This window comes from Sphingomonas edaphi, assembly GCF_003583725.1.
Lineage (GTDB): Bacteria > Pseudomonadota > Alphaproteobacteria > Sphingomonadales > Sphingomonadaceae > Sphingomicrobium > Sphingomicrobium edaphi.
On record NZ_QXTF01000005.1, the window covers coordinates 1 to 24,647 of the forward strand.

The 24,647-nt window shown below is 61.9% G+C and carries 22 protein-coding genes and 1 tRNA gene; 11 read left to right on the forward strand and 12 right to left on the reverse strand.

Annotated elements, in window-relative coordinates:
• On the reverse strand, positions 1 to 2,932 hold a 2,932-nt coding region (locus D3M59_RS11370; RefSeq protein WP_199662523.1), incomplete at its 3' end, for a DUF5801 repeats-in-toxin domain-containing protein.
• Between the two features lie 642 nt (positions 2,933 to 3,574).
• Here D3M59_RS11370 and D3M59_RS11375 point away from each other — a divergent pair.
• Together D3M59_RS11375 and D3M59_RS11380 are read left to right on the forward strand one after the other, a co-directional pair.
• On the forward strand, positions 3,575 to 5,875 hold the full coding sequence (locus tag D3M59_RS11375) for a bifunctional salicylyl-CoA 5-hydroxylase/oxidoreductase (RefSeq protein WP_119533803.1): 2,301 nt from the start codon (positions 3,575 to 3,577) through the stop codon (positions 5,873 to 5,875).
• Positions 5,876 to 6,033: 158 nt separating this feature from the next.
• Entirely contained in the window at positions 6,034 to 6,423 is a 390-nt protein-coding gene (locus D3M59_RS11380) for a HupA family protein (RefSeq protein WP_119533804.1), read from the forward strand.
• A gap of 15 nt (positions 6,424 to 6,438) precedes the next feature.
• Here the strand turns inward: D3M59_RS11380 and D3M59_RS11385 are convergent.
• Positions 6,439 to 6,528 (reverse strand) — tRNA-Ser (locus D3M59_RS11385).
• Between the two features lie 150 nt (positions 6,529 to 6,678).
• Between D3M59_RS11385 and D3M59_RS11390 the strand changes: the two genes are divergently transcribed.
• The gene (locus tag D3M59_RS11390) at positions 6,679 to 7,440 is read left to right on the forward strand and encodes a Crp/Fnr family transcriptional regulator (protein ID WP_119533805.1); all 762 of its coding nucleotides are present in this window, start codon (positions 6,679 to 6,681) and stop codon (positions 7,438 to 7,440) included.
• Here the strand turns inward: D3M59_RS11390 and pyrC are convergent.
• The gene (pyrC, locus tag D3M59_RS11395) at positions 7,437 to 8,468 is read right to left on the reverse strand and encodes a dihydroorotase (RefSeq protein ID WP_233543245.1); all 1,032 of its coding nucleotides are present in this window, start codon (positions 8,466 to 8,468) and stop codon (positions 7,437 to 7,439) included. The two genes, D3M59_RS11390 and pyrC, sit on opposite strands and share 4 nt — an antisense overlap.
• Before the next feature lie 22 nt (positions 8,469 to 8,490).
• On the opposite strand from pyrC, the gene ygfZ reads away from it, so the two are divergent.
• Positions 8,491 to 9,204 carry a CAF17-like 4Fe-4S cluster assembly/insertion protein YgfZ gene (gene ygfZ, locus D3M59_RS11400; RefSeq protein WP_119533807.1) on the forward strand — a complete coding sequence of 238 codons (714 nt, stop codon included), beginning with the start codon at positions 8,491 to 8,493 and terminating at the stop codon, positions 9,202 to 9,204.
• Here ygfZ and acnA read toward each other — a convergent pair.
• Positions 9,201 to 11,879, reverse strand: a complete 2,679-nt coding sequence (acnA, locus tag D3M59_RS11405) for an aconitate hydratase AcnA (protein ID WP_119533808.1) — start codon at positions 11,877 to 11,879, stop codon at positions 9,201 to 9,203. The genes ygfZ and acnA overlap by 4 nt on opposite strands.
• A gap of 99 nt (positions 11,880 to 11,978) precedes the next feature.
• A complete protein-coding gene (locus tag D3M59_RS11410) occupies positions 11,979 to 12,956 on the reverse strand; it encodes a magnesium transporter CorA family protein (protein ID WP_119533809.1) in 978 nt (325 codons plus the stop codon).
• Between the two features lie 64 nt (positions 12,957 to 13,020).
• On the opposite strand from D3M59_RS11410, the gene D3M59_RS11415 reads away from it, so the two are divergent.
• Positions 13,021 to 13,581, forward strand: a complete 561-nt coding sequence (locus tag D3M59_RS11415) for a DUF2585 family protein (RefSeq protein WP_119533899.1) — start codon at positions 13,021 to 13,023, stop codon at positions 13,579 to 13,581.
• 37 nt (positions 13,582 to 13,618) lie between these two features.
• The gene (locus D3M59_RS11420) at positions 13,619 to 14,128 is read left to right on the forward strand and encodes an acyloxyacyl hydrolase (protein WP_119533810.1); all 510 of its coding nucleotides are present in this window, start codon (positions 13,619 to 13,621) and stop codon (positions 14,126 to 14,128) included.
• Here D3M59_RS11420 and D3M59_RS11425 read toward each other — a convergent pair.
• The 3 genes from D3M59_RS11425 to D3M59_RS11435 all read right to left on the reverse strand — a co-directional run bounded on the left by D3M59_RS11425 (position 14,125) and on the right by D3M59_RS11435 (position 16,635).
• A complete protein-coding gene (locus D3M59_RS11425) occupies positions 14,125 to 14,667 on the reverse strand; it encodes a DUF4142 domain-containing protein (RefSeq protein WP_158582019.1) in 543 nt (180 codons plus the stop codon). The two genes, D3M59_RS11420 and D3M59_RS11425, sit on opposite strands and share 4 nt — an antisense overlap.
• A gap of 15 nt (positions 14,668 to 14,682) precedes the next feature.
• The gene (gene fumC / locus D3M59_RS11430) at positions 14,683 to 16,077 is read right to left on the reverse strand and encodes a class II fumarate hydratase (RefSeq protein WP_119533812.1); all 1,395 of its coding nucleotides are present in this window, start codon (positions 16,075 to 16,077) and stop codon (positions 14,683 to 14,685) included.
• A gap of 78 nt (positions 16,078 to 16,155) precedes the next feature.
• On the reverse strand, positions 16,156 to 16,635 hold the full coding sequence (locus tag D3M59_RS11435; protein WP_119533813.1) for an SspB family protein: 480 nt from the start codon (positions 16,633 to 16,635) through the stop codon (positions 16,156 to 16,158).
• Between the two features lie 55 nt (positions 16,636 to 16,690).
• Here D3M59_RS11435 and D3M59_RS11440 point away from each other — a divergent pair, with 55 nt between their 5' ends.
• Positions 16,691 to 17,068, forward strand: a complete 378-nt coding sequence (locus tag D3M59_RS11440) for a histidine triad nucleotide-binding protein (RefSeq protein WP_119533814.1) — start codon at positions 16,691 to 16,693, stop codon at positions 17,066 to 17,068.
• 107 nt (positions 17,069 to 17,175) lie between these two features.
• Complete coding sequence (locus D3M59_RS11445; protein ID WP_119533815.1) at positions 17,176 to 18,774, forward strand: amino acid permease; 1,599 nt, start codon at positions 17,176 to 17,178, stop codon at positions 18,772 to 18,774.
• A 75-nt stretch (positions 18,775 to 18,849) separates the two neighbouring features.
• Here the strand turns inward: D3M59_RS11445 and D3M59_RS11450 are convergent, their stop codons facing one another.
• Complete coding sequence (locus D3M59_RS11450; protein WP_119533816.1) at positions 18,850 to 19,845, reverse strand: adenosine kinase; 996 nt, start codon at positions 19,843 to 19,845, stop codon at positions 18,850 to 18,852.
• Between the two features lie 102 nt (positions 19,846 to 19,947).
• Between D3M59_RS11450 and D3M59_RS11455 the strand changes: the two genes are divergently transcribed.
• A complete protein-coding gene (locus D3M59_RS11455; RefSeq protein ID WP_119533817.1) occupies positions 19,948 to 20,310 on the forward strand; it encodes a hypothetical protein in 363 nt (120 codons plus the stop codon).
• On the opposite strand, the gene queG is transcribed toward D3M59_RS11455, so the two are convergent.
• Positions 20,277 to 21,335: a tRNA epoxyqueuosine(34) reductase QueG gene (gene queG, locus D3M59_RS11460; RefSeq protein ID WP_119533818.1), complete on the reverse strand. Its 1,059-nt coding sequence runs from the start codon at positions 21,333 to 21,335 to the stop codon at positions 20,277 to 20,279. The genes D3M59_RS11455 and queG overlap by 34 nt on opposite strands.
• Before the next feature lie 20 nt (positions 21,336 to 21,355).
• On the opposite strand from queG, the gene D3M59_RS11465 reads away from it, so the two are divergent.
• Together D3M59_RS11465 and D3M59_RS11470 are read left to right on the forward strand one after the other, a co-directional pair.
• Entirely contained in the window at positions 21,356 to 22,312 is a 957-nt protein-coding gene (locus tag D3M59_RS11465; protein WP_119533819.1) for an ABC transporter ATP-binding protein, read from the forward strand.
• Positions 22,309 to 23,529: an ABC transporter permease gene (locus tag D3M59_RS11470; protein WP_119533820.1), complete on the forward strand. Its 1,221-nt coding sequence runs from the start codon at positions 22,309 to 22,311 to the stop codon at positions 23,527 to 23,529. Before D3M59_RS11465 ends, D3M59_RS11470 begins: the two co-directional genes overlap by 4 nt.
• Here the strand turns inward: D3M59_RS11470 and D3M59_RS11475 are convergent.
• The gene (locus tag D3M59_RS11475; RefSeq protein WP_119533821.1) at positions 23,526 to 24,269 is read right to left on the reverse strand and encodes an isocitrate lyase/PEP mutase family protein; all 744 of its coding nucleotides are present in this window, start codon (positions 24,267 to 24,269) and stop codon (positions 23,526 to 23,528) included. The genes D3M59_RS11470 and D3M59_RS11475 overlap by 4 nt on opposite strands.
• Positions 24,253 to 24,639, reverse strand: coding sequence for a VOC family protein (locus D3M59_RS11480; RefSeq protein ID WP_119533822.1), 387 nt, complete (start codon positions 24,637 to 24,639; stop codon positions 24,253 to 24,255). Before D3M59_RS11480 ends, D3M59_RS11475 begins: the two co-directional genes overlap by 17 nt.
• Between the last annotated feature and the right edge of the window lie 8 nt (positions 24,640 to 24,647).

Genomic DNA, 24,647 nt, shown 5'->3' on the forward strand with positions numbered 1-24,647 from the left:
ATGCGGCCTGACCTGCGAAGGTACCAGCAGCCACCACGCCAACGATCACGCCGCCAACCAGCTGCAGGTTGATCGCCGAACCGTCAGTCAGGGTCACGCCGGAGACGACATTGGTGATGCTCAGCGCATAGCTGATGCCACCGCCCGCAGCCGGACCGTCAGCACCGAACACCGCATTGGCATCGACAACCGCCACGCCCGAGTTGGCCTGGCCCAGCGCAAGTCCGCCAGCGAGGTCAGGATCGTCACCCTTGACGATCGCACCCGTGTTGATCGCCGGAGCCGTCGACGGGAGACTCTCGTCCACCGTGACCGTCGCCTCCGCGTCCAGAACAGGATCGACCGCCGGGCCGTCATCATTAAAATTAAACAAGCCCGAAACGTCGACGGGATCGCTCGTTACCGTGTCGCCGTCCCCGTCCGTTGCGCTCACGACCACGTCGACCGTGTTCGGACCAAGCTGTAACTGGTCGTTCGGATCCGGGTTCACCGGATGGTCGAGGCTCAAATAGAGCTCGACAGTTGCAATACCAGTCGACGGATCGATCGCGATAGCGAATGCGGCTTCACCGGCATGGGGACCTTCGGACACCATGCCGACGATGACGCCGTTGACCAATTGAAGTTCGATAGCCGAACCATCGGTCAGAGTCAGTTCCGTGTCAGAGCCGCCCAGCTGCAGGGCATAGGTCAGACCGGCCCCAGAAGGGCCATCTGCACCGAAGAGCGCTGTAGCATCAACGATGGCGGTCGCACCAACAGCTCGGCCTATTGGACCGCTGCCCGGCACATCCTGGTCGTCGCCTTCGGTCCCACCGAAGTTGATCGTGGAAGCCCCCGCCGGACCACTCTCATCGACTGTGACTGCACCTTCTCGATCCAGCTCGACATTAACGACCGGCGTATCGTCGTCGACATTGATCGTGATAGTCGCCGGATCGGTATCGCCGTCGGCATCTTCCACTTCTACGCCTATCGAAAATATCAGGTTGTTCTCAACATCGTCGCCCGCGGCCCCATCCAGTGATGGGTGATCGATGGGGTTGTTCTGGACAACGTTGAACGCGCCCGTTTCATTGTCGAGCGTGATAGTCAGCACAACGGTCGCGCCCTGCAAAATCTGCAGAGTCCCGGCGTTCACCAAGTTAGTCGTGAAGCCCGTGGGAAGCGTGTTGAGGCCGGTGAAGTTGTAGTCGAGATCACCATCGCCGCCCGTACCAGCGAGCTGGCCCGGCAGACCGGCAGAGTTTACGTCATCCTCGGGACCGCCCGCGTTGCCCTCGCTGCCCACCGCGTCATCGTCAAGACGAACGAGAGCCGGATCTGCCAAATCGGGAAACGCATCCGGGATGGTGATCGTCAATGTAGAGGAAGACGTGTCTCCATCGCCATCAGTGAGCGTGTAATTGAATACGTCGGTCACGCCTCCTGGCGCATTCTCATTTCGCGTGTAGGTGTAGTTACCTTCAGCATCGATCGTCAGCACGCCATACTGGCCATCGACAACCAACACCCCACCTTCGAAAGTTGCGTCGCTGCCGCCAGCGCCGCTAACCGACGTTAGTGTCGCATCGTCGGCACCAACCGTATCGGCGGCGTTCGTGTCACTGTCGCCAGCGTCCCCGGGGGCTGCATCCGTCATGACGTTACCCGTTGCAGTTGCCTCGCCGATACCTAGCGCGTCGGTGTCCGGCCGGGCCGTCGGAACGTCATCCACAATGTTAATTGTCAGAGTGGCGGTTGCGACGTCTCCGTCGCTGTCAGTCAACTCAACAAGGAAATCATCATGCGTCACGTCACCCGAGGTATTGTCGGTCAGCGTGTAGCTGTATCCGATCTGACCGGGAGCAATGCTCGTGATGATAAGGTCGCCATAATCACCGGGAATCACTTGGCCGACACTGACAATTGCCACGCCGTTGATCGTGATCGCCGCGACGCCGTCAGGCGAATCGTAAATGATGTTGCCGCCTGTCGCTTCGCTGGTGTCGCCATTGGCGCCCGCAGCGGCTTCCTCGCCGCTGCCTTCCGGTTCTCCTTCGTTACGGGTCGGCAGGCCCTTTTCATCAACAGAGTCGATAGCGGCGACTGACGCCGGTTGGCCGTCGGGCTGCACAAAGATTTCCGGCTCGCGATCGATAATGTCGAAAACTTCGCGAACTTCTGGCGGTTGATAACCATATTCGGTCGGCGGGATCAGGTCGCCCAGCGGCACCCCGGGATCGAGCGGCGCCACGGGGACTTGGAAGTTACCGCCACTCGACTGCGGCGGACCGTCTCCGGCGGCAGGCGCAATTTCCTGGCCGACAAGCAGGGCGGCAAGGTTGGTCGCCGGCACTTCGACGCCGTCAAGGACGAGTTGCGGGACGAACACCGCGCCGTCGATGATGACCATCTGGCCACCATCCGGCAGGTTAACCACGAGGTTGCGGCCGACGATCATGATATCGCTGAGTTGCACACCTGCCGGCAGGACGACGACACCGTCGGGCCCCACGACGACCTGTTGCGCATTCGACTTGATGACTGCGGGCGTCTTACCGATTTCGATCGTCAGGACAGCCGTATCCGTGCCGCCTTGGCTATCGGCCAGCGTATAGGTGAAGCGGTCGCGCGAATTTTCCGGCGCATTGGCCTTCGCCTGATAGCTATAGTTGCCTTCAGCATCGATCGTGAGACGGCCATGCTCGCCAGATACTGCGAGCTTGCCCCCGGCGAAGCTGGCGTCCTTGCCGCCAGCGCCTTCGATCGCGGTAATGTGGGCTCCCGTCGCCATGTCGGAACCCGACGGCCCCGTCTGAGTGCCCTCGCCCGTGATTACGTTGCCGGTTGCCGGCGCTTTCGAGCCCGCCGGGATCGCGTCGTTGTCGCCACGCGCGTCGGGTCCCGACGCCTGGAAGCCGCCCATGTGCGAAGTATCTTCGTACCGCATAACCACCTCTTGCCCAGTGGCGGCGCGGCAGGGCCGCGACGCGTTCAGTCCTTTGGGCGGGGGTTAAGCCGGTTAACCGGATTCGGTTAACGCGGTCATGGATTAGTCGAGACCGCCCCCGCGCTCGTGAATGAAAAGAACCATCTGGAGCGATATTTATCAAGCTGACGCGACTCCGTTGCAGCTTCCAAGCGCGGAAACTAGCTTCCGTCTACGACTAATTCTTGGTTAAGATTTACTGTTATAGGCAGTAAATCTGTTACTTGACTATCGAATCAGCCAATTAATACCATTGTCGTAATCGCACTAACGTTGAATAGCTTTAGCATTAGGGTGCCTATAGATTCACACTATATTCGGAAAGTTAATTTTCGTTAATTTTATAATTATCGTTACCAGAAAGTTAACAGCAGCTATCGTCGGATTCTGACGGATTCAAGCCAAACCCCCGCGCCCTCCCGGGCTGTGGAAAAAATTGTGGGAATACCGTCCCGCTTTGGGAAAATCCGTCGAGTTTGACGACGACAAGCGCGACTCGCAGCGCCTCCTAATGCGACTCGGCCGCGCCCGCCCCCGACCATTTGAGTTAGTGCATCCGCTTCGCAGCGCGGCTACACCGCGTCAGGGAGGAGAGAGAAGGCCTTGAAGATTGCGTGCATCGGTGGCGGACCCGCGGGGCTTTATTTCGCGATCTCGACGAAACTTCGCGACCCACAGCACGACATTCATGTTTTCGAGCGGAACGCGGAAGGCGTCACGTTTGGCTGGGGCGTCGTCTTTTCGGACCAGACTGTTGAAAACCTGATGGCAAACGATCCGGTTTCGGGCGGGATTATCAGGGAAGAGTTCGCCCATTGGGACGACATCGACATCCACATCCATGGCAAGTGCGTCCGATCATCCGGGCATGGCTTCATTGGGATCGGCCGGAAGCGACTGCTGGAAATCTTGTCCAGCCGAGCCCGCGAGCTCGGCATCCAGCTTCATTATGAGCAAGAGTGCAGCCCCGATCTTGCCGCCTGGCACGATTGGGACCTGATCATTGCCGCAGACGGCATCAACAGCAGATTCCGAGAAACCTACGCCGATCGCTTCGGGGTCGATGTCCAGGAACGTGCCAACCGGTTCGTCTGGCTGGGTACGCCAAAGACGTTCGACGCATTTACCTTCGCGTTCGAGAAAACGGACGCGGGCTGGATCTGGGCGCACGCCTATCGCTTCGCCGACGATTGCTCGACATTCATCGTCGAAAGTTCTGAGCAAACCTGGCGTGGGCTTGGGTTTGACACGATGGATCAGGGACAAGTGATTGCGGAATGCGAACGCATCTTCACGCGCCACCTGGATGGACAGCCTCTACTAAGTAATGCCACGCACCTGCGCGGATCGGCCGCGTGGCTCAAATTTCGGCGCATCATTTGCGAGCGATGGCACCACGACAAAATCATTCTCCTCGGTGATGCGGCGCACACGGCCCATTTTTCCATCGGATCCGGGACAAAGCTTGCACTTGAAGACGCGATCAAGCTGGCCGAAGTGCTCAATCGCCCCGGACTCGATCGCGCGGCAGCGCTGGAGGAGTATCAGGCCGAGCGGAACCTCGAAGTCCTCAAGCTCCAGAACAGCGCTCGAAATTCGACCGAATGGTTCGAAGCGGTCGAACGCTATCTCGAATTCGAGCCGTGGCAGTTCGCCTATTCGCTGATGACCCGCTCGCAGCGGATCAGCCACGAGAATTTGCGGCTACGCGATCGGGACTGGCTCGAGGCTACAGAGGCGCGCTTCTGGGAGCGGGCGACGGGCGAAGCCAAGCACGCCTGGCCCATATTCGCACCGTTCAAACTTCGCGACATGTCGATCGAAAATCGCATCGTCGTGTCGCCGATGGCGACCTATTCCGCGAATGACGGGACGCCTGGCGACTTCCACCTCGTCCATTATGGCGCTCGCGCCCAAGGTGGCGCGGGACTGGTCTTTACGGAGATGACCTGCGTCTCTCCCACCGGCCGAATCACGCCTGGCTGCACGGGTATGTACGATCCGGCGCATATCGATGCGTGGCGGCGGATCACCAATTTCGTTCATTCCAACAGCAGGGCTAAGATCTGCCTCCAGCTTGGCCATTCGGGCGCCAAGGGCTCGACCCAACTCGGCTGGGAGGAAGCCGACGCGCCGCTGCCTGAAGGAAACTGGCCATTAATCGCGGCGTCGGACGTGGCGTGGAGCAATCGCAACCAGCAGCCGCGATCCATGACGCGGGCCGATATGGACGAGGTCAGAGACCAGTTCGTGGCTTCAACTAGGATGGCGTTGGCAGCAGGCTTCGACATGATCGAACTGCACGCGGCGCATGGTTATCTGTTATCGAGCTTTATCACGCCCCTGCAGAACCGGCGCAGCGACGATTATGGCGGCAGCCTCGAAAACCGGCTCCGCTTTCCACTCGAAGTGTTTGAAGCCATGCGGGCCGCCTGGCCGGGCGGTCGGCCGATGTCCGTCCGGATCTCGGCTAATGACTGGGCTGGCGATGAAGGGATCACGCCCGAAGACGCCATCGCCATCGCCCAGGCATTCGCACGCTCGGGTGCGGATCTGATCGATGTATCGGCCGGCCAGACTTGGGCGGACGCACGGCCGGTTTACGGCCGGATGTTCCAGACGCCGTTTTCCGACAAGATTCGCAACGAGGCGCATCTTGCGACGATGGCGGTAGGCAACATCACCGATCCCGACCAAGCCAACGCAATCCTCACCGCCGGGCGCGCCGACCTGATCGCGCTGGCGCGGCCACACCTAGCCGATCCGATGTGGACACTACGCGCCGCCGCGGCTGCCGGATATCGTGATCAGTGGTGCCCGCCACCTTACCTCAACGGGCTGGCGCAATTGGCGCGTCTGTTCGAGCGGGAAGCCGAAATGAAGGCTGCCGATCTCAAGGCCTAGGAAGGCGTCCGGGCTTCATCGGTAATCCGTCAGCTCATCGTCATAGGAATACGAGTCGGAATACGTCGATGATGCCGCCGAAGCAGAGGCGGCGGCCATGAGACTATGCGCGAAAGCTCGACTATCAACGACGATATGGCTCATGCTGCTCGGTTCCCGTGGCGGGAAGCGCAACTTATGACGGATATTTCAGCGGCCAGACCAACCTGCTGCAGCAAGACTACCTTGTCGGAGGCACGGGGGGGTCCGTAAACCTGCAATTCGATTTTGGTGCCGGGACATTGGGCGGGGCAATCCACCCTTATTTGAATACGTTCGAATCGGTTTACGACCTCGGCATGCTATCTTTTGTTGATACCGTCTATTCGTCCGGTACGGCGAATTTCTCCGGGCGGTTCAATACGTCGCTCGTGGGGCCGAACAGTTTCCTGGGCTTGTTCACCGGCCCCAATGCCGAAGAAGTGATTGGTCGCTGGGAATTCCCGTTCGTCTATCCGGCAGATGGGAAGACGTACGACGCCACGGGGGCATGGATCGCAAAGAAATAGGAGCAAAGTGGCGGCTGGCGGAGACGGAGGGATTCGAACCCTCGATACAGTTTCCCGTATGACGCTTTAGCAAAGCGTTGGTTTCAGCCACTCACCCACGTCTCCGGGAACTGCGGCATTGCGGCGGGGCTGTAGCGAACCGCGTCGCGGGGTTCAACCGCCCTTCGCGCGGGAAATTGCCGAATCCGTGGGTCTGATGAAACGAAAGCGCAGCCGGATCATTGGAAACCTGTTTTCCGCGCTGGAGATTTCGCGATGTCCCAAGTTCGAGAGGCTGTGCCGCGCGCGCCTTCGGTCGAGGCCGGTTTCGCTGAAAACCGGTTGCTGTCCACCTTCCCGGACGAGCTTCGCCATCTGCTCGACGGTAAGGCGAGACTGATCGAGCTTGAGACTGGCGCAACGGTGCTCCGGCGCGGGGTAAACGTCGACAGCTCGATCTTTCCGTTTGGGCCGGCAATGATTTCGCTGGTGGTGGAAATGGAAGACGGGCGGTCGGTCGAGGTGGCTTCCATAGGGCGCGAAGGCGCTGTCGGCGGCATCGTCAGTTGTGGCAACATTCCCGCCTTTTCACGGGCCGAGGTCATGGTCCCCGGCCCCGCGATCCGCATTCCAATGGCAGTCGTCGAGGAGGCCAAGTCGCTGTCGGGGCACCTGCGGAACCTGTTCTGCCGCTACGCCGATTACCTGCTTGCCCAAATCATGCAGACCGTGGCCTGCAACAGCTTCCATTCGATCGAATCGCGTGCAGCACGGTGGCTGCTGACCGCGCAGGACCGTGCCGGAAGCCGCCTTGCCCTTACTCAGGAGTCGCTCGCCAGGCTGCTCGGCGTCCAGCGGACGACTGTCAATGCGGTTGCGCGCGAGCTCCAAGATGAAGGCCTCATTACCACCCGCCGCGGAATCATCGAGGTCCACGACCGCGAAGGCCTCGAGCAGCGATCATGCGAATGTTACGACCGGGTCGAGAAATTCTTTGGCTCAATGGTTGGCCCTAAAGGAACCGGAAGCTCCGCTTAGGCCATTCGCCAGCCGAACCGGCCACCGGCGCCATAAGGCACTACGGAACCTTCGCCCTCACCGATCCGGTCCGGCACATCCACGTCGGCCCGCTCCAACGTTACGGTGCCTGGGTTCAAGGGCAATCCATAGAAGGCTGGGCCGTTGAGGCTGGCGAAACCTTCCAGTCGGTCCAGCGCGCCTTCTTCGTCGAACACCTGCGCATAGGCCTCCAGGGCATAGGGCGCGTTGAATAGACCAGCGCAGCCGCAACTGCTTTCCTTGGCGCCGCGGACGTGGGGCGCACTGTCGGTCCCAAGAAAGAATTTGGAGCTGCCGCTAACTGCCGCAGCACGCACGGCGAGACGGTGCTCCTCCCGCTTCACTACCGGCAGACAATAGGCATGCGGCCTGAGCCCGCCCTGGAACAGGGCGTTGCGGTTGAGCATCAGGTGCTGCGGCGTGATGGTCGCGCCGACGGCCGACGACGCTTCGGCCACGAACTGGGCCGCCTGACGCGTCGTGATATGTTCGAAGACGATCTTGAGGGCAGGAAAGTCACGAACCAGCGGGTCAAGCACGCGGTCGATGAACACTGCTTCGCGGTCAAACACATCGATGTCGGGGCTCGTGACTTCACCATGCACGAGCAGGGGCATACCGATCGCCTGCATCCGCTCCAGTGCGGGATGGATGTTGCGGATGTCGGTGACGCCGCTGTCGCTATTGGTCGTCGCGCCTGCGGGATAAAGCTTCGCCGCGACCCAAGCGCCCTCCACATGCCCGCGCCCGATCTCGTCTGGATCAGCGAGGTCCGTCAGATAGCAGGTCATTAGCGGCGTGAAGCTATCGCCTGCCGCGGCGACAATGCGGTCGCGGTAGGATGCTGCCTGTGCGACTGTCGTAACCGGCGGGATGAGGTTGGGCATGACGATCGCTCGGGCGAACTGGCGTGCCGTGTAAGGCGCCACCAGCTTGAGCATGTCGCCGTCGCGCAAATGGACGTGCCAATCGTCGGGCCGGCGGATAGTGATCGATTGCAAAGTCACGCGCGCTCCTTAGCTAAGGGGCATGCCAACCACCACCCCAGTGCCGACCATGTTGGCGGACCGCGCCATCCTGCGACTTTCGGGCGATGGCGTCCGCGACTTCATCCAAAGCTTGGTGACGCAGGATGTGACTGGGGACCTGCCGGTTTGGGCGGGGCTTCTCACGCCCCAAGGAAAATGCCTGTTCGATTTCATTGTGTGGCCCGACGGAGAGGACTTGTTGATCGACTGCGAAGCCGCCGCGGCCGACGATCTTGCAAGGCGGCTGTCCATCTATCGCCTGCGGCGCCCGATCTCGATCGAGCGGGACACGGGCCTCTTTGTTCATTGGCAAGCGGACGGACGAATGGGCGCGCCGGACCCAAGACTGGAACAACTGGGCCGCCGCTGGCTGGGTCCGGCGGACGAGCCCGCGAAAGGCTGGCTCGAACACCGCCTGCGGCTCGGCGTTTGCGAGGGCCGGATCGAGCTCGGCGATCTCCTCTGGCTGGAATGCAACGCCGCGGAGCTCAACGGGGTCAGCTTCACCAAAGGCTGCTTCGTGGGGCAGGAGAATACAGCGCGCATGAACTGGCGCCATAAAGTCAATCGCCGGCTGCTGGTCGTGGAGGACTGCGACGCGGGCCAGGCACGGGCACTCTATCCTGAGCACGGCCTAGCCGTCGTTCACGCCCGGGTCGACGACGTGCCGGAGCACGCCGTCCTCCCGAAATGGCTTAGGGCTGCACTCGCCTAGGCAGCGAGGTTGCGCAGAACAAACTGCAGAATGCCGCCCGACCGGTAATATTCCAGCTCGTTGAACGTATCGATGCGGCAGCGGGCGACGATGTCGAATGTTTCGCCATTCGCGCGGGTGACCTTCACCGTGATATTCTGTCGTGGTTCGATTGAGACAACGCCGTCGATCGAGAAGGTTTCGCCGCCGTCGAGATTGTAGGTCGCGGCATTTTCACCCTCCGCGAACTGCAGGGGAAGGACGCCCATACCGACAAGGTTCGAACGGTGGATGCGCTCAAAGCTTTCGGCCAACACTGCGCGGACGCCCAGCAGAATAGTACCTTTCGCTGCCCAGTCGCGCGACGAGCCGGTGCCATATTCCTTGCCGGCAACCACGATCAGGGGCGTCCCCTGTTGCGCATACTCCATGGCCGCGTCGTAGATGGCCTGCGTGTTACCGGACGGCCCCTTTGTGAAGCCGCCTTCGACGCCGTCTAGCATCCGGTTCCGGATGCGGATGTTGGCGAAGGTACCGCGCATCATCACTTCATGGTTACCGCGGCGCGCGCCGTAGCTATTGAAGTCAGCGCGGGCGACCTCGTGGTCGTTCAGATACTTACCCGCCGGGCTGTCGGCCTTGATCGAGCCGGCCGGTGAAATGTGATCGGTTGTAATTGAATCTCCGAACAGCGCCAGGGCGCGTGCACCCTCAATGTCGGTGAGCGGCTTCGGCGTCATTGTCATGCCCTTAAAGTAGGGCGGATTCTGAATGTATGTGGAGTTGGCCGGCCATGCATATGTATCGCCGCCCGTTACCGCGATGGAGCGCCAGCGCTCGTCGCCGCGGAAGACGTCGGCATAGCGGTCTTGGAACATATCACGCGAGACATGCGCGTCGATAAGTTCGCGAATTTCCTCGTTCGACGGCCAAATGTCCTTCAGGAAGACGTCCTTGCCGTTCTGGTCCTGGCCAATCGGGGTCTTGGTAATGTCCTTCGTTACTGTGCCGAAGAGCGCATAGGCGACGACCAGCGGCGGCGACGCCAGATAGTTGGCGCGGCAGTCGGGCGAGACCCGCCCTTCGAAGTTGCGGTTACCCGACAGAACCGAGGCAGCAACCAGGTCGTTTTCATTGATCGCCTTCGAAATCGCCGGCGCGAGTGGGCCAGAATTACCGATGCAAGTGGTACAGCCATAACCGACAAGGTTGAAACCGATCGCGTCTAGGTCTTCGCTCAATCCCGCCGCGTTGAGATATTCGGTGACGACTTGGCTTCCCGGTGCCAGCGACGTCTTGACCCATGGCTTGCGGGTCAGGCCGAGAGCCCGCGCCTTGCGAGCAACGAGGCCGGCGGCGATGAGCACACTAGGGTTGGAGGTGTTCGTGCAGCTGGTGATGGCGGCGATCATGACGTCGCCGTTTGCAACGCCATAGTCCTCCCCGTCGACCGGGCAGCGGATGGATTCGAGCGACTTTTTGTAAGTGCCTTCCAGCTCCGCATTGAACAGTTCGTCGACTTCGCTGAGGCGAACGCGGTCCTGCGGCCGCTTCGGGCCTGCCAGCGACGGCTCGACCGTCGACATGTCGAGGTCCAGCGTGTCCGTGAACAGCGGGTCAGGCGTCGTGCTGTCACGCCACATTCCCTGCGCCTTGGCATATTCGCGAACGAGAGCAATGCGATTCTCGTCACGGCCGGTTAGGCGGAGGTAGTCGATCGTCCGCTCATCAATCGGGAAGAAGCCACAGGTCGCACCATATTCGGGCGCCATGTTGGCAATTGTCGCGCGGTCGGCGAGGCTGAGCGCATCGAGGCCCGGTCCGAAGAATTCGACGAAGCGGCCGACGACGCCCTTGGCGCGAAGCATCTGGGTGACGGTCAGCACCAGGTCAGTGGCGGTAATGCCTTCCTTCAGTTCGCCCGACAGGCGGAAGCCGACGACTTCGGGGATGAGCATCGACACCGGCTGGCCGAGCATCGCTGCCTCCGCCTCGATGCCGCCCACGCCCCATCCGAGCACGCCAAGACCGTTGACCATCGTCGTGTGGCTGTCCGTGCCGACCAGCGTATCGGGGTAGGCGATTTCGGTGCCAGCCTGGTCCACGCTCGTCCAGACGGTCTGCGCGATATGCTCAAGGTTCACCTGGTGGCAGATGCCGGTGCCCGGCGGAACCACCTTGAAGTTGTCAAAGCTCTGGCTGCCCCATTTCAGGAACTCGTATCGCTCGGCATTCCGCTGGTATTCGAGCGCGACATTGTCCTCGAACGCCTTGGGAGTGCCGAATTCGTCAACCATAACGCTATGGTCGATGACGAGGTGCACGGGGACGAGCGGGTTGATCTTCTGGGGGTCGCCGCCAAGATTCTTCATGGCGTCGCGCATCGCAGCGAGGTCAACGACGGCCGGAACCCCGGTGAAGTCCTGCATCAGCACGCGCGCTGGACGATACTGGATCTCGCGGTTGATCCGGCGATCCTTCAGCCAGTCGGCCATCGCCTGCAGGTCGTCCTTGGTAACCGTCGTTCCGTCTTCGAACCGAAGCAGGTTTTCGAGCAGGACCTTCATCGAAAAAGGCAAGCGGCTAACGTCGCCCAGCTGCGCGCCGGCCTTCTCCAGCGAATAATAAGTGTAGCTCTTGCCTCCGGCTTCCAGCGCGGAACGGGTTTTCAGGCTGTCCTGGCCGGTCGGGATCATGGCTTTCCTCTACATGTTCGAATGGGGCCGCGCGGGGTCCGGCGGCGGTTGGCCGCGCCCCTAGCAAGAATGGCCTGTCATGACAAAGGGTGGCTGGCCTTAGAGCCAGCCTTTTCGCCTCGCCCACCAATAGGGAAGGATCGCGCTGGCCAGGATCAGCGCCAGCGACATGGGATAGCCGAACACCCATTTCAGTTCCGGCATATGTTCGAAGTTCATCCCGTAAATACCGGCAATCAGGGTCGGCGGCATCAGGACGACCGCTACCACCGAGAATATCTTCATGACGAAATTCTGTTCGAGGTTGATCATGCCCAGTGAGGCGTCGAGCAGGAAGTTCAGGTTCTCGGCCAAAAAGTCGCTGTGGTCGTCAAGCGCTCTTGTGTCCCCAAGCAGGCTTTTGACGTGCCGCCGAGCACTGTCGCGGTCTCCCATGATGTCCAGCGACCCAAGGTAGCCAAGAGTCCGGCTAGTGCTGACCGAGCTTTCACGAAGCCGTGCCAGCAACCGCTGCATCTCACCGATACGGATCATCAGTGCCTCATAGCGCAGCTCGGGATTGCGGCGCCTCTTGTTCGAATGCCGCTCGAACACCTGACGCGAAATCGTGGCGATGTCCCTTCCTGCCTCCTCCAATTCATCGGCTATCCGGTCGACGATCGCATCAAGGAGGCGGACCAGCACGCCGAGTGCGTCGGTTATGTCCTCGGCTTCTGCGTATGCATGTTCGGCGAATACGACGAACGGTGTCGGGTCGATATAGCGAACGGTGACGAGGTGGGATTTGGTCAACATGAAGGTGACTGGATCAGTCGCCGGTTCGCCATCCTTGATGCCGAACACCACGGACATCGTCATGAAAAAGACGCCGTCCTTCTCGTAGAGACGCGACGACGGCTCAATCTCCAGCATTTCCTCGCGAGTAGGAATGTTGGTGCCGATAATCTTTTCGGCGACCGCTTCTTCTGCCTTGGTCGGCTCGAGGAGATCGACCCAAACCGCGTGCTGAAGCCCCGAGGCCACATCGCCGGCATCGATGGGCTTTGGAGAGCATCCGGGACCAAACAGGCGCAACATGGCGCGATTCGTGCGCCACGGTGGGCGGCTTGGCAAGCACTGCGACGCACCCTACTCCGTCGCCATGCCTTCCGCATTCGAGCGCCCAAAGCCGCTCCTCTCGTCCTTGTTCGTCATTGCGCTATCCATAGCCATCCTGATGGCAATGGGGCGACCACCGATCTGCACGTGCGGTTCGGTGGAAGTGTGGGGCCGCGTCGGCCCGACTCAAAGCCAGATGCTGGCCGACTGGTACAGCCCAAGCCATATCGTGCACGGCTTCCTCTTCTACGCTGCATTGCACCTCTTGTGGCGGCGGTCGACGGTCGAGCAGCGCTTCGCGGTCGCGCTGCTGATCGAAGCGGCATGGGAGATCGCGGAAAACACGCCGATGGTCATCGACCGGTACCGCGAAACGACTATCGCGCTCGGCTATTCCGGCGATTCCATCCTAAACTCCGCCAGCGATATCGTCATGATGGTGATCGGGTTTGTGGTCGCCCGACAGCTGCCGGTCTGGGCGAGCATTGCCATCGTTATTTCACTGGAACTGGCGCCGCTCGTCGTCATCCGCGACAATCTGACGCTCAATGTCTGGATGCTGCTCGCACCCAGCGACGCTTTGCGGGCCTGGCAGGCAGACTAGACTTGTCGCCGGGCCGCCGGCGTTATAGCCAATCGCGATGAAAAAACTCTTTATCTCCGCGACTTGCGGGTTGCTCCTCGCCGCGCCGGCAAATGCAGGCGAGGTTTTCGGCGGCTTATATATCCATGACGTCGACACCGTATCGACGAAGAGCGGGATCGAGGACGGGGTCGATATCCAGCTCGGCTACCGCGGTGGCCACATCGGCTCGACACCGTTGCAGCCCTATGCGTTCGGCGCGCTCAACACCAATGGCGAAACGAGCTACGCAGCCATCGGAATGTCGGCGCATTTCGGCAGACGTTTGTTCGTCCGTCCCGGTCTCGGCCTCGCCATCCACAATGGGTCCGACAGCAACTTCAACCGCGCCGACAAGATCGCATTCGGTAGTCGCATCCTATTTGAGCCGGAACTGGGAATTGGCTACCATATCTCGGACCGAGCCAGTGTCGAGGCAAGCTGGGTTCATTTGAGCCACGCCCAGCTGTTCGGCGGCCAGAACCCCGGCATCGACAATATTGGCGTTCGTTTCGGCTGGAAGCTTTAGCGTCGGCGCAATTGCTGAAGATTTCGGCGCGTGGCCGGCGCCGCCATTTGGGCAGCCGGACGAAGCGTGGGACTCGATCCGCGAACTGCGAAGGCCGCGTGCAATTGGGCGGCGCGGGTCAGGACGGGATCCATTACCTGGCGATATAGCTTGTCGACGTCGCCCACGCTTTCCAACCGGCTGAGGTCTGCCGCTTGCTCGCTGGTCAGCGCGGCGCTTGGCAACAGGTCGAGCCTGCGGCCGGCGAAATTCAGCTGCGAGCCGATGCCGCGCTGGTCCTGAGCGATAGCGCGCGCCACTTCGCGAAGCCTTGCATCGCCCGTCCGCTGCGCGACCAAGTCCGACGCACGGACTGCAAATAGCGCGCTTGACGCCGCCAGTTGCATATAAGCCGCCGGCGCGAGAGCCGCAGCGGCGGGCGCCATGCCCGTTGCTCCGGGAATTGCCACCGGAGCGGGCGCCGGCCGCGATGCGCAGCCCGCCACCACCAGCAAGGACGCTACGATCAGGGCAATGCGAACTGGCATACTGGCGAACATGGGCAGCTCCCTCATTTACCGACCGAGCATTTCCCCCGGCTTGACGACACGGTCAAAGGTTTCTTCGTCGACGAGGCCGAGGTCCAAACCGGCTTCCTTTAACGTCTGACCCTTCTTGTGCGCATGCTTGGCGATCGTCGCAGCGTTGTCGTAGCCGATTTCCGGCGCGAGCGCCGTGACGAGCATCAACGACTTGTTCATCAACTCGGCAATGCGGGTCTCATCTGGCTCAAGCCCGTCCAGCGTCCGCTCGGTAAAGCTTTCCATGCCGATGCTCAGCAGGTTGATCGACCGGATGACGTTCGCGCCGATGAGCGGCTTGAACACATTAAGTTCCATATGCCCCTGCAGGCCGCCCACGGTCACCGCGACATGGTTGCCCATAACTTGGGCTGCGACCATGGTTAGCATTTCGCACTGCGTCGGGTTGACCTTGCCCGGCATGATCGAGCTGCCTGGCTCATTCTCCGGGAGCTTAAGTTCGCCCAGACCGCAGCGCGGGCCGGAGCCCAGCAGGCGAATGTCGTTGGCGACCTTGCTTAGCGAAACGGCGATGGTGTTGAGCACGCCCGACAGCTCGACCATGGTGTCGTGGGCCGCCAGTTCGGCGAACTTGTTTGGCGCCGAAGTGAAAGGAAGCTGCGTGAGGTTGGCGACTTCTTTTGCGAACGCTTCCGCAAATCCCTTCGGCGCATTCAGGCCCGTGCCAACCGCCGTGCCGCCTTGGGCGAGGCGAAGGACCCGGGGAAGAACGGCTTCGACCCGGGCAATATTATCCTCGATCATCGCGGCGTAACCGGAGAATTCCTGACCCAGCGTCAGCGGGGTCGCATCCTGCAGGTGCGTGCGGCCGATCTTCACGATCCGGTCCCACCGCTCGGCTTGGTCGGCCAAACGGGTGCGGATCGTGTTCAGCGCCGGCAGCAGCTTTCGGACCACCGCGATGCCCGCCGCAATGTGCATGGCGGTCGGGAAGCTGTCGTTCGACGACTGCCCCTTGTTCACATGATCGTTGGGATGGACCGGCTCCTTGCCGCCACGGTTGCCGGTCAGCTTCTCATTGGCCCGGCCGGCGATTACTTCATTGGCATTCATGTTGGATTGGGTACCCGAACCCGTCTGCCAGATGACCAGGGGGAATTGGCTATCCAGATCGCCGCGCGCGACCTCCTCCGCCGCCTGCTGGATCGCTTCCGCCAGGTTAGCGTCGAGGCCGCCGATGCGCGCATTCACCCGCGCCGCTGCCTGTTTCACGTAGCCCAAAGCATGAACGATCTCGGCCGGCATCCGCTCGCGTTCACCGAACGGGAAATTGCCGATCGACCGTTCGGTCTGTGCGCCCCAATAGCTGTCGGCCGGGACATCGATCGGGCCAAAGCTGTCGGTTTCTGTGCGGGTGTTGGTGGGCATGGACGCAGCATTCCTCGAGTGGGACTGGATTGCGTTGCCCGTTAGCCAGCAGCAGCCCCGGAGTCGAGAAAAGCCAGGCTACTTTTTGCGGGTGAAGTCGACGCTGACGACGTTGGAACCATCTTCGGTCTCGATCACCGGCGCGTCATTTTCCGGCTCGTCGTGTTCTTCGTGACCTTCCGGCGCGCCATTGGCCTGGAACTTCAAGCTGAAGTCCACGGCCGGGTCGACGAAATCGGTCACGGCTGCGAACGGCACGACCAGCGTCGATGGCACGCCACCAAAGCTCAGCCCAACCGAAAACCGATCGTCCTCGACCTTTAGGTCCCAGAAACGATGCTGGATGACGATCGTCATCTCGTCCGGGAAGCGCTCGGCGAGATGCTTGGGGATGGAAACTCCCGGCATCGTAGTCTTGAAGGTAATGTAGAAATGATGGCCGCCGGGAAGCCCTCCTGCAGCCGAAACCTCGTGAAGCACGCGTCCGACGACCTCGCGCAGCGCCTCCTGGACGATCTCGTCATAGGGAATCAGGGACTCAGGGGTTTCCTCACTCATCGCTTTTCGTGGTAGCGAGCGACGCCAAACGGTCAAGCGGAGTTAACCCTAACCCATGCCAATCGACGCCAAAGCGCCCTATGACCCCGCCAATATCTTCGCTCGGATTATTCGCGGGGAGCTTCCGAACCGCACGGTGCTGGAGACCGAGCACAGCTTGGCGTTTCACGACATCAATCCGCTCGCCCCGATCCACGTCCTTGTCATTCCAAAGGGCAACTATGTCAGCTGGGACGATTTTACGGAAAAGGCCTCGGAAGCGGAGATCACCGATTTTGTCCGCGCGGTCGGGCAGGTCGCCCGGATGACGGGCGCCGACGCGCAGGGTTATCGCCTTCTTTCAAATGTCGGGAAGCGTGGCGGACAGGAAGTGCCGCATCTCCATGTCCATGTGTTCGGCGGGCAACCTCTGGGCCCCATGCTCGCCCGCTAGAGGCAAAGGCACGATAATCGGCGCTTGCGCAGGCGATTCGAAGCGCTAGGCTCCCCGGCACAAAAGGCGGGTCCGCACGAACGGCACCCGCATTCAAGGGGAAGACCATGATTCTCGACCGCGTCAAACCGCTCGACGCCATCCTTGCGACGGCGCAGAAGAAGGCGCTGCACCGTACGCTCGGCGCATTCCAGCTTACATTGTTCGGTATCGGCTGCATCATCGGCACCGGTATTTTCGTTCTAACCGCCGCCGGCGCTCAGAAAGCCGGCCCTGGCCTGATGCTGGCGTTCATCATCGCCGGCTTGGTCTGCATAGTCGCCGCGCTCTGCTATGCGGAGATCGCCGCGATGGTTCCGGTGGCAGGGTCCGCCTACACCTACAGCTACGCTACGATGGGCGAATTTCTTGCCTGGACCGTCGGCTGGGCCCTCGTTCTAGAATATGCCATCGCCGCGTCGGCCGTGTCCGTTGGCTGGTCAGGATATTTTACGGGAACCATCCTCAATGAGTTCTTGGGGATACAGCTACCGGCCTACCTCAGTGCCGGTCCGCTGGCACTGGGCGGCGCCGCCGGCGGTTTCATCAACCTGCCCGCGTTCGTCATCGCCCTGCTGATCACCTGGCTGCTGATGATCGGCACTACGGAGAGCGCCCGAGTCAATGCGGTGCTCGTGGCGATCAAGGTGACAGCGTTGACTGTGTTCATCGCATTGACGCTGACCAGCGCCTATTTCGATCCGGACAAGTTCAACCCGTTCCTGCCCGCGGGCATCTTCGGTGGCTTTGGCACGGGTGTAGGCGCGGTCGGCGCAGCGGCGACGATCTTCTTCGCCTATGTCGGCTTTGACGCGGTCTCTACCGCGGCAGAGGAAACCAAGGACCCGCAGCGCAACGTCCCTATCGGCCTGATCGGCTCGCTGCTGTTCTGCACCGTCTTCTACATCCTCGTCGCGGCCGGCGCGATTGGCACCATCGGCGGCCAGCCGATCATGGGGCCGAACGGCATTCCCTTCCCGGCAGGTTCAGAAGAGCTGGCTCGTCAGTGCGCGATGCCGGAACATTCCGCTGCGCTGGTTTGCTCTAATGAAGCCCTTGCCCACGTCCTTCGCCAGATCGGCTTCTCGGGCGTCGGCAATATGCTGGGCATCGCCGCCTTCTTGGCGCTGCCGTCGGTTATTCTGATCTTGCTGTTCGGCCAGACCCGCATCTTCTTCGTGATGGCCCGCGACGGCCTGCTACCGGAGAAGCTGTCGGAAGTGCACCCAAAGTGGAAGACGCCGTACGTCGTGACCGCGATGACGGGCGTCGTCGTAGCTATCGCAGCGGCCTTCCTACCGGTCGGCCAGCTAGCGGACATCGCCAACGCCGGAACGCTCTATGCCTTCCTGATGGTAGCGATTGCCGTGATGCTGCTTCGCAAGCAGGCGCCAGGCGTGACCCGTCCGTTCCGCGTCCCGGGTCTCGCGATCATCGGGCCACTGACGATCCTCGGCACCGTGTTCCTGTTCCTGAACCTGCCGACGGCGGCGATGATGGTCCTGCCGATCTGGACCATCGTCGGCTTCGCTGTCTACTTCGGCTACAGTCGCAGCCACAGCCACCTCGGCCGCGGGATCATCGAAGTTCCGGAGCTTGATCCCAACGCTCCGCCAATCGATGCGGCGCCGATGCCGGGGGCACCGGTCCCGGGCAGCCGCGACTGAGCGGACGGGCATCTGCCTAAAAAGAAGGGGAGGCGTCACCGCCTCCCCTTTTTTGTTGCCTGCTGCGGGAATAGCTTAGGCGAGGAGATCGCCCGTCAGTTCCCTCAAGTTCTTTTCGGGTCGAGCGCCATAATGCTGGATAACTTCGGCCGCGGCTACCGCACCCAGCTTCAGTGACGCCTCTAATCCGAGGCCGCGCGCCTGCCCGGCAAGGAAGCCGGATGCGAATAGGTCGCCCGCGCCGGTCGTGTCGACCAGTCGCTCGATCGGCTCAGCTGTCACTTCAGCGCGTTCGCCGCCGGCAATGGCAATGGCGCCCTTTTCGCTGCGCGTCACGGCCAGCGTCGGGGCGAATTCGGCCAGCGCACGGACCGCGTCGTCGATATCATCGACTTCCGCCATCGCCTTGGCCTCTGCCTCGTTGGCAAACAAAATATCGATCTTCCCCGCACGGAGAAGCTGCCAAAAGCCGTCGCGATGACGGTCGACGCAGAAGGTGTCTGACAGGGTAAAGGCCACCTTGCGCCCGGCCGCATGGGCGGCATCCATCGCCGCTTCCATCGCGGCACGTGGCTGCGACGGGTCCCACAAATAGCCCTCAAGATAGAGAATGCCGCTATCCGCCACGGCGTCCATGTTGACGGAATGGGCCTCCAGTCGCTGCGCGGCGCCGAGGAAGGTGTTCATCGTCCGCTGCGCGTCGGGCGTCACGAGGATGAGACAGCGGGCCGTCGCGCCGACATCGTTCCGGGCTGGCACCAGGAAGTCGATGCCCTGCGCTTGGATGTCGTGCTGGTAGATTTTGCCTAGCTGGTCGTCGGCGACCTGGCCGATAAAGCCGGTCTTGATACCGAGCGCCGCGAGGCCCGCCGCCGTGTTCCCGGCCGATCCGCCGCTAATCTCGCGTCCAGGCCCCATCTCGCCATACAGCCGGACCGCTTCATCTTCGTCGATCAGACGCATCGATCCCTTGTCGAGACCCTGTTCTGTCAGGAAGCCCTCTTCGGCGTCGGCAATTACGTCGACGATGGCGTTGCCGATGCAAAGCACGTCGAAGCGGGTGTCGGTCATGGACGAAGTTCCTGCTGATGGGGAGAAGTCGCGCCGCCTAGCGGCACGGGTCGCCGGACACAAGCTTGCCAGTTCGCGGACGGCTCGTCACAACAGCGCGAGATGCGCCGCCTTGCCCCCATTGCCGCCCTGCTCGCCGCTGCCTGCGCTTCCACGCCCGCGCCCCAACCGACGTCGCCGGCCGGTCATGCGGTCACGACCAACGATCACGAACATCGAAACCTAAACGGCATGACGGCCCACGAACTGACAGAACATTTTGGCAGGCCGCGAATCCAGATTCGCGAGGGTGTCGGCACGAAACTGCAATTTGCCGGACCGGCCTGCGTCCTTGACGCCTATCTCTATCCGGAAGGCAACGGCACGCCGCGCGTTGGCTATGTCGAGGCTCGCAATTTCCAAGGCGCCGATGTCAGCGCTCAAAGCTGCGTCTATGCGATCGAGGCGCGGCTCGGCAGGCGCTGAAGCCGTTCTAGCGCCCAGCGGGCAGCGTCCGCCACCACCGGATCATCGCTACCTAAATGCCGTTCGATCGAGGGCCGGAGCGACAGTTCGCCGCTGTTCCCAGCAGCGATCAAGCAATTTCGCGTCATCCTGGCGACGCCGATCCGCTTGATCGGCGACCCTGAGAAAAGCTCGCGGAACGAAGCGTCGTCGAGCGAGAGGAGATCAGCGAGCGCGGGCGCTGCCAGTTCGGCGCGCGGCGCAAAAGCCTTGTTGGCCTGAGCCGCGCTGGCGAACCGGTTCCACGGGCAGACGGCAAGGCAATCGTCGCAGCCGTAAATCCGGTTGCCGATCGCTTCCCGGAATTCGTTTGGGATGGGTCCGGCCAGTTCGATGGTGAGATATGAAATGCACCGTCGTGCATCAACCAGTTGCGGTGCGACGATGGCGCGTGTCGGGCAAGCATCGATGCAGCGGGTGCAGCTGCCGCAATGCTCGGCGGCCGGATCGTCCGGCTCGAGATCCAGAGTGGTGTAGATGATGCCGAGGAACAGCCAGCTGCCATGCTCGCGGTTGAGCAAGTTGCTATGCTTCCCCTGCCAGCCAACGCCGGCTGCTGCTGATAGCGGCTTTTCCATGACGGGCGCAGTATCGACGAAGACCTTAAGCTGGCATCCACACTCGTCCGCGAGCCAGCGGCCCATCGCCTTCAGCGCCTTTTTCACGACCTTGTGATAGTCTGCGCCTTGCGCATAGACCGAAATTCGGCCGCGATCCCCGGCATCGGCAAGCGCTAGCGGGTCCACCGCCGGCGCATAGCTCATACCCAGCGCAATTACCGACTTTGCGTCGGGCCACAATCCGTTCGGGCTGGAACGTTGGCCGGCCCTTTCTTCCATCCAACCCATCTCGCCGTGGTTTCCGGCGGCCAACCAGTCCATTAGCCTTTCGCCAGCTTCCGGCGCCGCGTTCGCGCGCGCAATGCCCCAGGCGCTGAATCCCAGTTCCGCCGCCTTGTCGAAAATCCGCTGCTTCAGGCTTGTCATGGCCCTGCCAGCCTTTACCCATGTTCGCCATGGGGGAAAGAGCGATTGCCGCCGAGGCGCGGGACCTCGTCAAGGATTTCGACGGCAAGCGCGCTGTCGACGGCGTCAGCCTGACCGTCCCAGAGGGCAGCATCACCGGCATCCTAGGCCCCAACGGCGCAGGCAAAACAACAACGCTGCGCATGATGCTGGGGATCATCGATCCCACATCGGGCACGCGCACGCTGCTTGGTCACGACCGGCCGCTCGAGGTGGCGCGCGAGGTGGGCTACCTGCCCGAAGAGCGCGGCCTTTACCCGACGATGCCCGCCTCGGAGGCGATCGCCTTCATGGGCGCGTTACGCGGGCTGCCGATTGCGGAGGGCCGCCGAAGGGCGCTCCAACTTCTGTCGGACCGCGGCCATGAGGATTGGGCCAAGCGCCCGATCCGCACCCTCTCGAAGGGCATGGCGCAAACCGTCCAGCTCCTCGGGACCATCGTCCATCGGCCCAGGCTCATCGTCCTAGACGAGCCATTTTCCGGCCTCGACGCGCTGAACCAGGAAAAGTTGGAGCAACTGATCCGCGATCAGGCGGCGGCGGGGGTGACCGTTATTTTCTCTACTCACGTCATCGCCCATGCCGAGCGCTTGTGCGAACGCGTGGCGATCATTGCAGAGGGCCGCGCGGCGTTCGAAGGCGCGGTGGACGAAGCGCGAAGCCGGCTTCGGCCAATCGTTCATCTCCGCACTCGGATGGCGGACGGTCCCTGGCGCAGCGCGCTGCCCACTTCAGCAAAAAATGTTGCCGGTGAATGGCGCTTCGAATTGCCCGAGGGCGGACCGGAGCCCTTGCTGAAGGCGTTGCTCGACAGCGCGGCCGGCATTGAGACACTCAGCATCGAACGGCCCGGGCTGCACGACGCCTTCATTGCCATCGCCGGGGAAGCGGCGGCAAGGGAAATGGGCCATTCGCCAGCGGAGGCGGGATCCGAATGAAATTGCCGGAAACGATACGCGCTGCTTTCGTCATCGCCCGCCGCGATTTTTCGGCGACGGTGCTGAGCAAGACGTTCCTCTTCTTCCTGCTGGGCCCGCTCTTTCCCATCGGACTCGGCTTCATCTTCGGTGGCATCGGTGCGCAAGTCGAAGAGACAGCCGCGCCCGCGACGGTAGCGGTCGTGTCGTCGCCAGCCGACTTCGCCTTGCTCCAAAAGGCGCGACACCGATTCGAGCCGCTCGGCACTGACCGGCCGCTGGTCAGGCTGCAGCGGGTCGACCCAGAACCCGATGCGGCCGCACAACGGCAGCGGCTACTGACCTCTGCCGACAATCCTATCCTGGGGGTGCTGGAGGGCGGCCTGTTCGCGCCCAAGTTCACCGGTGCAGTCACCGCCGACGGGCGCACCGTCCAGCAGATCAACCTTTTCGTCGAGGAAGCGGTCAGGATGCGCTCGTCTCTCCAGGTGCCTTCATTGCCGGTCGAGGTGACACTGACGCGGACGTCCTCGGGCTCGGTCGCTTTCGCGCGAAACCTCACGGCCCGCGCGGGCCAGACGATCCTGTTCGTGCTGACCATCCTGCTCGCGGGCATGCTGCTGTCACAGCTGATCGAGGAAAAATCGAACAAGGTGATCGAGGTTCTTGCCGCTGCAGTCCCAGTCGACGCCATTTTCCTTGGAAAGCTGTTCGCGATGCTCGCCATGTCGCTTGTCGGCATTACCGTTTGGACCAGCGCGGGTGCGGCAGCGATCGCCATCTATGCCAAGGGCGGGCTTGAATCCCTGCCCCCTCCGGCCGTCGGTTGGCCGGCCTTCCTCTTCTTCATCCTTCTCTATTTCTCGATGAGCTACCTGCTGATCGGTGCCACCTTCCTCGGCATCGGCGCCCAGGCCTCGACAGTTCGGGAAGTCCAGACCCTGTCGATGCCCGTAACCATGTCGCAGGTGCTGCTGTTCGGCTTTGCATCGCTCGGCGTCGGCCGGCCGGATAGCGCCGCGGCAATTGGGGCGGCGGTGTTCCCGCTTTCCTCCCCATTTGCCATGGTCGCGCGCGCTGCGGAGGAGGAAGCGCTGTGGCCGCACGTTATCGCGCTGGTTTGGCAGGTATTATGGGTCGCCCTGATCCTTAAGCTGGCCTCGGCCATCTTCCGCCGGAGCGTTTTGAAGTCTGGCCCGTCGCGCCGCTGGCCGTGGCAGCGGCGGCAGACCGCCTAGCCGATCGCCGCCTTCGCCGCTACCGTCAGTTGCTCCATCAACGCGCGGTGCGGGAATGGCCCGTGGCTGATACGCGCGACGCCCGCTGACGCCCAATCGGATTTCAGCGGCGCGCCAGGAAAGGCGATTAGGTTGAGCGGCAGCGGGACTTCACGTACGACGCGCTCAACCTGCTTGGGATCAGCGAGGCGGGGCACGAAGAATCCATTCGCGCCGGCGTCAGCAAATGCCTTTCCGCGTTCGATTACATGTTCGACCAAGCTGTCGTCCTGCTCTTTGACTTTTAAGTACAGGTCGGTCCGGGCATTGATGAAGAAGTCTTCGCCGACGGCGCGCCGCATCGCTTGGATCCGCCGAACCTGCACATCCAGTGGATGCACTCCCTCCCCGCCGATCCTTTGATCCTCGAAATTGCAGCCAACTGCGCCGGTTCCCTTTAAACGCGCCGCGTTCCTGCCGCCCTCCTCCTGGTCGGTGGAATAAGCGCCTTCGAAATCAACTGTGACCGGCAGGTCGACGGCGTCCACGATCCGGCGGGCATTGGCGAGGGCGAAATCGATGGGCACCTGCTCGCCATCTGGCCAGCCGTTGGCATCGGCCACTGGGTGGCTGCCCGTCGCCAGCGCCTTCGCGCCCGCCTTCACAACGGCGAGCGCGCTACCGACGTCCCAGATGTTGTAGAAAATGACCGGGTCGCCGGGCGCGTGGAGCGCGGCGAAGGTTTCATACTTGCTGCTCATTTGGGGCCGGTCCTTTCTGTTGCCATAGTTCGACCTTCAGCCCGTCGGGATCGAGTATCCAAGCGAAGCGGCCATAATCCTCGTCCTGCCGCCCCAAAATCTCAATGCCCTTGGCGCTGAGGTCGGCGACCATGCCATCGAGATCGTCAACACGCAGGTTAATCATGAATGGCAGCGTGCTTGGGTCGAAATAGTCGCTACCCGCCTTGAACGGCGACAGGAGCGCGAAGCCGTCCGCATCGTCGCTCTTGAACGGAAACATCGCGCCCCATTCGCCACCGATGCTGAAGTGCTCCTCGTACCAGGCTCGCGTCTTTTCGGGATCGGCCACTTTGTAGAAGACGCCGCCCAGACCCGTCACTCGTGCCATTGCGCCCC